Here is an 8,186-nt window from a genome sequence, read left to right on the forward strand (position 1 = left end):
TCTTTCTAAATCGTTAAAAAGTAACATTCAATCCAACAGAATACTGACGCATTGTTGGATAACCAACTCCAGCACCAATTTCAGGATCTAAGCCAGGGTAATTGGTTATGGTCCAAAGGTTTTCTCCAGATACATAAATCCTTGCCCTGCTGATTAAAGCTTTTTTCGAAATTTTTTCAGGAATGGTATAACCGATCTGTAAATTTTTCAATTTCAGGTAAGAGGCGTTATATAAATAAAAATCGCTGGCTACTGCTGCGTTTTGTGCATCCGTAGTATTTTTTAAACGGGGATAGTGAGCCGTAATATTGTTAGCCGGATCGCTTGGGTTTGCATCGTTGTAATAATAATGATCGTTGGCAATTAATGTACTTACAGCATTCCCTAAAGATACGATTGAGTTGTTATAACCCGTCGAATTCCAGTAATACCACATGCCTGCACTACCCGACCACAACATAGACAGATCTACATTTTTATAAGAGAAATTGAAGTTGAAACCGTAGTTATATCTTGGCGTTGATGATTTGTTAAGGAACTGGGCATCAAAAGCATTTCCATATAAACCATCACCATTAGTATCTGCATAAATTAAATCGCCATAATAGATTTTAGTTTTACTCACACCGGCAGTTGGCTGGAAAGTGTAACCTGCTGTAATCATCGCATTTAACCAGGCCATATCATCCGGTGTGCGGATCATACCATCCTTTGGACCCCCATTTACATTCACTTTTCCATCGGTAAAATAATTCCCATTCCCTTTGTAAACAGTTTGAAGGTAGTATTCATTGATTTCATGTCCTTCCAGGATCCTGTTGGTGCTTCCGCTCGAAACATTACCTAAATTTGAGGTATATACCCTGTTTCCCAATGCGTCGGTTGTATAACCTGCATTCAGTAAACCTTTATATTTAGAAACCCTGTTAAAATTATAGGCAAAATTACCTGATACACCGTACTTAAAATCGCCAACTTTTCCGTTATAGCCAAGCGTTAGCTCCACACCCTTGTTCGATACTTCTGCAATGTTCTGCGTTGCAGCTGTTGCGGTTCCTGTGGTTAATGGTATGGTTGGTGTAAACAAAATGCCATCTGTATATTTTTTATACAAATCGATTTCAAAAGTCAGTGCACCTTTAAATAAATTACCATCTAAGCCAATATTGGTGGTGGTAGTGGTTTCCCATTTCAAATCGTTGTTGGCAAACTTGGTCGAAACCAATCCTGTTGACTGTAAGCCATTGAAAGAATAATTGGTAGCGCCATACACAGCCTGATAATCATAATTACCAGATGCATTGTTACCTGTTTTACCCCACGATGCCCTTAGTTTCAGATTACCGATGTATTTGTTAAGGCCCTGCATAAAAGGTTCTTCCGAAATACGCCATCCTGCAGATAAGGCGGGAAAGAAACCCCATCTGTTATCGGCCGAAAATCTTGACGAACCGTCGTACCTGAAAACACCCTCTAATAAATATCTGCTCTTGAATGCATAGTTTAAACGGCCAAAGTAAGAGCGTAGCGCATAATCATATTCATCACCTGAAGCAGAAGTTAATGTAGTTCCCGAATTCAGGGTGGTAATGGTTTCATCGATCAAACCTTTTTTGCTCGCACCAAAATTGTAATAATTATAATAATATTGATTGTAACCCGCCAATACACCAATATCGTGTACTTTGGCAATGGCAGTTTTGTAATTCAAAATATTATCAATGGTGTACGCATAGTTTTTATTAAAACCATAGTTTGTACTTAACTGATCGGGCGTTGCAGCAGCACTTTTTAAAGTATTGGAAGCAAAGTTCCAGCGCTCATTGGTTATCGAATGGTTATTAAACTCTTCCTGGCGCGCCTGATAATTGAATCTGGTTTCAAAATTTAATCCTTTTAAAATATCAAATCTTGCAAAAACAGTCGTATTAATGCGGGTTTCATTGTCATCCCCTCCTGTGTTGTATAAGTACGAAGAAATATTATTTGCTGTTGAAGATTCTTCAGCAGCTGCCGGGAAACCATATTTACCATTGTACACCGGATAAACGCCCGGCGTAGTTTGACGTAAAAAGTTAAATGCATTGTCTGTACTCGCCAAACCAAAAGTTTGGTTTGAGGCAAAAGTTTGGGTACCCACAGTTAAGAAACTGGCAACCTTCGATTGTAAATTAATCCTTAAATTGTACTTATCCGAACCCGTATTGGCCATTGTTCCGGGGTTGTTGATGTAAAATGCAGATAATAGATATTGTGTATTTTCGCTTCCACCGTTTAACGAAATATTATGTTGTTGAGCGAAATTATTCTCAAAAATTGCTTTACCCCAATCTGTATTTGGATAGGCCACGTTATTTGGGATTCCCTGTGCTGTAAAACCATCAGGATTCGCATTTGCGGCAGCCCATAATGCCATCGTCGCATCAGTGTAAATTGGCGTTTGGCCCAGGTTTTTATAACCTTCATTTACCAGTTGCATATGCGTAATGTAATCGGTTACAAAGGTTGGCAGGTTTGCAGGTTTAGCTACCGAACCGATTCCGCTATAAGTTACGGTAGTTTTACCCTGTTTACCTTTTTTCGTGGTAATCAGGATTACACCATTAGCCGCTAACGAACCATAAATAGAGGCCGCAGCAGCATCTTTCAAAATAGAAACCGTTTCCACATCATTCGGGTTTACGGCATCCATGCTACCAACAATACCATCAACAATGATCAACGCATTATTACTGTTTAAAGTCCCTGTTCCACGGATCCGGATGGTAGCGCCATCGGCCCCTGGTTTACCAGAAGCCTGTCTAACCGAAACCCCCGAACTTAAACCTCCCAAAGAAGAAGAAAGGTTTGTAACCGGACGGTTTTCAATCGATTTGGCATCTATTGTGGCAACAGAGCCAATCACGTTTACTTTCTTCTGTACACCATAGCCAACAACCACAACATCATTTAAACTATTGTTCTGATCTTGTAAGGTTATATCCAGACTTGTAGCATGACCAACTGTTACTTCTTTTGCATCGTAACCAATGAAAGAAAATACAAGTACACTTTGTGGTGAAGGCACAGTGATAGAAAATTTACCATCGCCGGTAGTTAATACCGCCAAAGATGTTCCTTTTACTTTTACACTTGCTCCGGGTATTGTTCCCCCTTTAGCATCTTTTACCGTTCCAGAAATTTTTGTAGATTGAGCAAAGGCCGTAAACGCCATAAAACTCAAAAGCATAATGATTGAGCATAGTTTTACCGGGTGATAAAAACGGCTCAGTTTTGCTTCTCCAATTTTGAGATGTTTGTAAAGTTTATCCATTTTTTGTTTAGTTGATTAATATTGGTTTTTCTTAATCGCAAAAAATTATGAGCATAACCTGCGGCTGGCACCAGCTATAACTGTTCTGGCTACAATGAAAAGGATGTCGGCTTAAAAGGTTTGGTTTTGCTTTAATATTTGGTTGTTCAAAATTGTTGCTTTGGAGCTAAACCGAGGGGATAAAATCCTAAACAAATAGGTATAAAATTCTAAATAATAGCAGAAAAAAGCATTAAATGGGGCAAGTGAGCAGATAAAGTGTTAAAATTGTCTCACCAAACATATTTGATTTTTATAACAGAAACATTTTGTACTTTTAAATCAAGCATAGCTAACCATCCCTCATTTTGTGCCAACATGAAATCCCTGTTAACATTTACATTTGTATTTTTTATCATCGCAAGTAATGCTCAAAATAAATATGCTTTTAAACACTTAAATGTTGAAAGCGGGCTATCGCAGAGTTCGGTACTGGCCATAGCACAAGATGCTAAAGGCTTTATCTGGTTTGGTACCCGCTCCGGATTAAACAAGTACGATTCTCAATCTTTTAAGATTTACAATAACGAAAAAAACAATAAAAAAAGCATCAGCTCTTCCGCTTACCTATCTGCCATTCTGGGGCTAAAAGATGGGTCATTACTGGTAGGCACACAACAGGGTTTAAATAAATACAACGAAGCGGGTGATAATTTCGACCGTTACGCACATGATGATCAAGACCCTAACAGCCTGAGCAATTCTAAAGTAAACTGCATTTTTCAGGATAAAAATAACCGCGTTTGGATTGGTACCGAGCATGGCTTAAATCTCCTTAAAACTAAGGGCAAATATAAGTTTAAACGCTTTTTGTACCAGAAACAACAAGATCAGCAGATTTACACCATAGCCGAAGATCATAACAGAACCATATGGTTAAGCACCAGCAGTGGTTTAATGAACATGAGCTTTAAGGATGGGAAAACCCACTTTAAGTATTTTAAACAATTTAGTGAAGAGTTAAACAAAGCGATTGATAACCACGTGACCAGCATGGTAGAAGACCGCGAAAATAACTTATGGATTGCCACCAAACAGACAGGTGTAAGTAAGCTGAACCTCAGCACCGAAAACATTACTACTTACAAATACTCCAGCCTCAACCCAAAGGGCATCAGCAGCAATAATATCCGAAAAATTATGCTCGACCAGGAGGGCAAGTTATGGATTGGGAGTTTACATGGCATTAATATTTATGATACTGCAAGCAAAAGTTTTAGCACCATACAAAATGAACCAGAAAATCCTTCGAGCTTAAGTCAAAACTCTGTTTACGACATCTATCAAGATCGTCAGGGAATTATCTGGGTGGGTACGTACTATGGAGCCATTAATATGGTCTACCCCAACTACACTCCTTTTAAAGTGTATAGAAGCACTACAGCAGCAAATGGCTTGAGCAGCAATGTAATCAGCTCGATCATGGAAGATCAGGATCAAAATCTTTGGATCGGCACGGAAGGCGAAGGGCTTAACTATTACGACCGGAAAAACAACACCTTCACCCGTTACAAATACAACCCAAACAATCCCAAAAGCCTGAGTGCAAACCTGGTAAAATCGGTAATAAAGGATAAACAAAATAGAATTTGGGTGGGTACCCATTATGGGGGATTAAATCTTTTTCAACCAGAAACAAAAACCTTTGTCAGGTACACCAAAAGTAAAAACGATACCTCCTCGCTGAGTAACGACGAAATTACCACTGTTTTTGAAGATAGTTATGGCCGGTTTTGGGTAGGTACCAACGGTGGATTGAACAGCTTTAACCCAACAACCGGAAAATTTATCCGTAACCGCATAAACGGACTTTCTAATGCAGTATATAATATCTTCGAAGACAGCAAACGAAGTCTTTGGGTAGCTACCAATTCAGGGCTTTACCAGCTAAAAAAAGATTCGCCGAGGTTTATTGGCCGGATAGCGGCAGAACCGGAAATTTTAAAATACAATGAGATCAGCTGTTTAACCGAAGATAAAGAGGGTTATTTATTAATAGGCACCTCGGGCAGTGGTTTATTTAAACTTAACGCAGCACGCCACAGCTACATCCGCACCACCACAGCAGATGGCTTACCCAGCAACAACATCATGGGGGTTTTAGAAGATGATTTCCGCAACCTTTGGGTTACAACCGATAAAGGCCTGTGTAAGTATAATCCCAGAAATAAAACTTTTAAAACCTATAACGTTAAAGATGGACTTCCTGGTAACGAATTTAATTACAAATCATTTCTGAAGGATAGCAAGGGTGCCTTTTTCTTCGGTGGATTAAGCGGAATGGTGAGCTTTTTCCCAAATGAGATCAGAGAAAATAAAAACACCCCACCCATTATTTTTACCGGATTAAAATTATTCAACAAAACGGTAAATCTTAATGGTGAAGACGGCCTGCTTAAACAAAATATCAGCACACTTAAATCGATTACATTTGCATCCGATCAAAATATATTTTCCATCGATTTTACCCTGTTAAACTTTATTAAAGCCGATAAAAACCATTATGCCTACAAACTTGATGGTTTCGAAAAAAACTGGAATGATGTAGACATCCCTTCCGCCAGTTATACCAACCTTTCGCCCGGAAACTATACCTTAATGGTAAAAGGAACCAATAATGATGGCCTTTGGACAAACACCATCAGTACCATCGAAGTTAAAGTATTGCCCCCGTTTTACAAAACCTGGTGGGCCTATCTGTTTTATGTTTGTGTTTTTGCAGGCGTTTCTTTTGTATTTGTACGCTATTTATTAATTAAGGCCGTGTTTAAGAAGGAGCAAGAGATCAATGAACATAAGCTAGAGTTTTTCACCAACATCTCTCACGAGATCCGCACGCCTTTAACACTCATTGTTGGCCCGCTGGATAAACTGATCGAAAATGCAAAAGACGATCCTGCCCTGAACAGAGATTTACAGCCGATTAAAAACAATGCCGACCGCTTAATGAACCTGGTTACCGAACTGCTCGATTTTAGAAAAGCCGAAAGCGGTAAAATGGTTTTGCAGGTAAGCCCTGGTGATATCGTAAAATTCTGCAGGGAAATATTTCTGGCCTTCCAGAACATGGCCATCTCTAAAAATATCGATTATGCTTTCGAAACCGGGCAGCCAACAATCCAACTGTATTTCGATAAAGTTCAAATGGAAAAGGTATTGTTCAACCTGCTTTCAAATGCCTTTAAATTTACGCCTGCAAACGGAAAAATCACACTAAAAATCCAGCAAGAAAACCAGTTGCTGAATATCGAGATCTGCGATAACGGCAAAGGCATCCCATTAGAAAACCAAGCCAATCTGTTCACCAATTTTTATCAGGCCAATACCGCTACCACCATTGGTACCGGTTTAGGCTTATCCTTTTCTAAAAGCATTGTAGAACTGCATCATGGCGAAATCACTTTCGAAAGCGCCCCTAAAAACAACAACGCTTTTGGCAATACCTGCTTTACGGTAAGTTTAAAAAAGGGAAAGGCACATTTTAATCCGTCAGATTTTATAACCGATTATGTGTATTATGATGATGCCTTAAACTATAACCTCAATATCCCGCCAGTAGTTTCAACACCTGTTTCAGCAGTAAGCGAAGCCACAGATGTACCAGAAACAAAGAAAAAACACACCATTTTACTCGTAGAGGATAATGAAGATGTAAGAACATTTATTAAACAGTCATTAAACCCAACCTACAACATATTTGAACAGGAAAATGGAGCTACCGGCCTTGAATGTGCCCTTGATCTGATTCCCGACCTGATTATAAGTGATGTAATGATGCCGGTGATGGACGGCCTCGAATTGTGCCGGAAACTTAAAACCGACGAAAGAACAAGCCATATCCCGGTGGTTTTATTAACCGCAAGGTCGGCTTATGTGCATCAGATTAATGGTTTCGAAAATGGTGCCGATGCCTACATCATGAAACCATTTAACCTAAAAATACTGGAGCTGAACATTCAGAACCTCTTAAATGCCCGCGAAACCATTAAACAAAAGTTTGCGCAGGTAATTACGCTCGAACCCAAAAACATGGTGATCAATACCACCGAGCAGAACTTTTTAAATAAAATTATTCAGGTAATTGAAGACCGCATTGCCGATCCTGATTTCGATGTGCCTACCCTGGCATCCGAAATCGGTATGAGCCAACCGGTACTGTACAAAAAAATAAGGGCCTTAACCGATCTTTCCGTAAACGACTTTATTAAATCGCTTCGCATTAAACGGGCAGCGCAGTTGCTTAAACAGGGCTCTGGAAATATTGCCGAAATTGCCTACTCCGTGGGTTTTAGCGACCGGAAATATTTTAGCTCAGAGTTTAAAAAACATTTCGGCAAAACGCCAAGTGAGTTTATCAGCAACAGTTAACCCACCCGCATTACAGTAACCTGCTGATCGAAATGGTTATTCATGCTGACGACCAAAAAAGCTTTGACGAATTTATCCGACATCAGATCCAAGCCTTGATATTATGCCTTTGTGTTTGTTGTTTTTAGCTGTAGGCATGCTTTCGCTGTGCTCAGGTTGGTTACCTTTTTATCAAGAACCTGCGAAGCAAGCTTGAAGGCCTATAAAAACATATACAATACTGAAAAACGGCACATGCTCTCCTGAAGGAGGGGACCTCCAACCCATAGTCCTAAAACATAGCTATCGGATGACGATGGTGTAGATACGCTCTTTTTAACCATAAAGACACCAAGAACACCAGGCGAATAATTGATAATCTTGACCTTTCCTGTTTCAACAATAGAACAGAAAACGCAGAACCCCAGACTAAAAAAGCAGGCCGATCATTGATCAGCCCGCTTTGCTTATATATTTACAACCCGTT

Annotated in this window: 2 protein-coding genes; one reads left to right on the forward strand and one right to left on the reverse strand. The window is 39.5% G+C overall.

Features of this window, described 5'->3' with window-relative positions:
- Positions 1 to 13: 13 nt before the first annotated feature.
- Positions 14 to 3,313, reverse strand: coding sequence for a TonB-dependent receptor (locus R2S57_RS18350; protein ID WP_316846408.1), 3,300 nt, complete (start codon positions 3,311 to 3,313; stop codon positions 14 to 16).
- 357 nt (positions 3,314 to 3,670) lie between these two features.
- On the opposite strand from R2S57_RS18350, the gene R2S57_RS18355 reads away from it, so the two are divergent.
- Positions 3,671 to 7,720: a two-component regulator propeller domain-containing protein gene (locus R2S57_RS18355; RefSeq protein ID WP_316846409.1), complete on the forward strand. Its 4,050-nt coding sequence runs from the start codon at positions 3,671 to 3,673 to the stop codon at positions 7,718 to 7,720.
- The last annotated feature ends 466 nt before the right edge of the window (positions 7,721 to 8,186 follow it).

The sequence above is a fragment of the Pedobacter psychrodurus genome (assembly GCF_032678585.1).
GTDB lineage: Bacteria > Bacteroidota > Bacteroidia > Sphingobacteriales > Sphingobacteriaceae > Pedobacter > Pedobacter psychrodurus_A.

Coding starts and splice junctions, on each gene's coding strand:
- R2S57_RS18350 (WP_316846408.1), bottom strand. CDS start 3,313: ATGGATAAACTTTACAAACATCTCAAAATTGGAGAAGCAAAACTGAGC.
- R2S57_RS18355 (WP_316846409.1), top strand. CDS start 3,671: ATGAAATCCCTGTTAACATTTACATTTGTATTTTTTATCATCGCAAGT.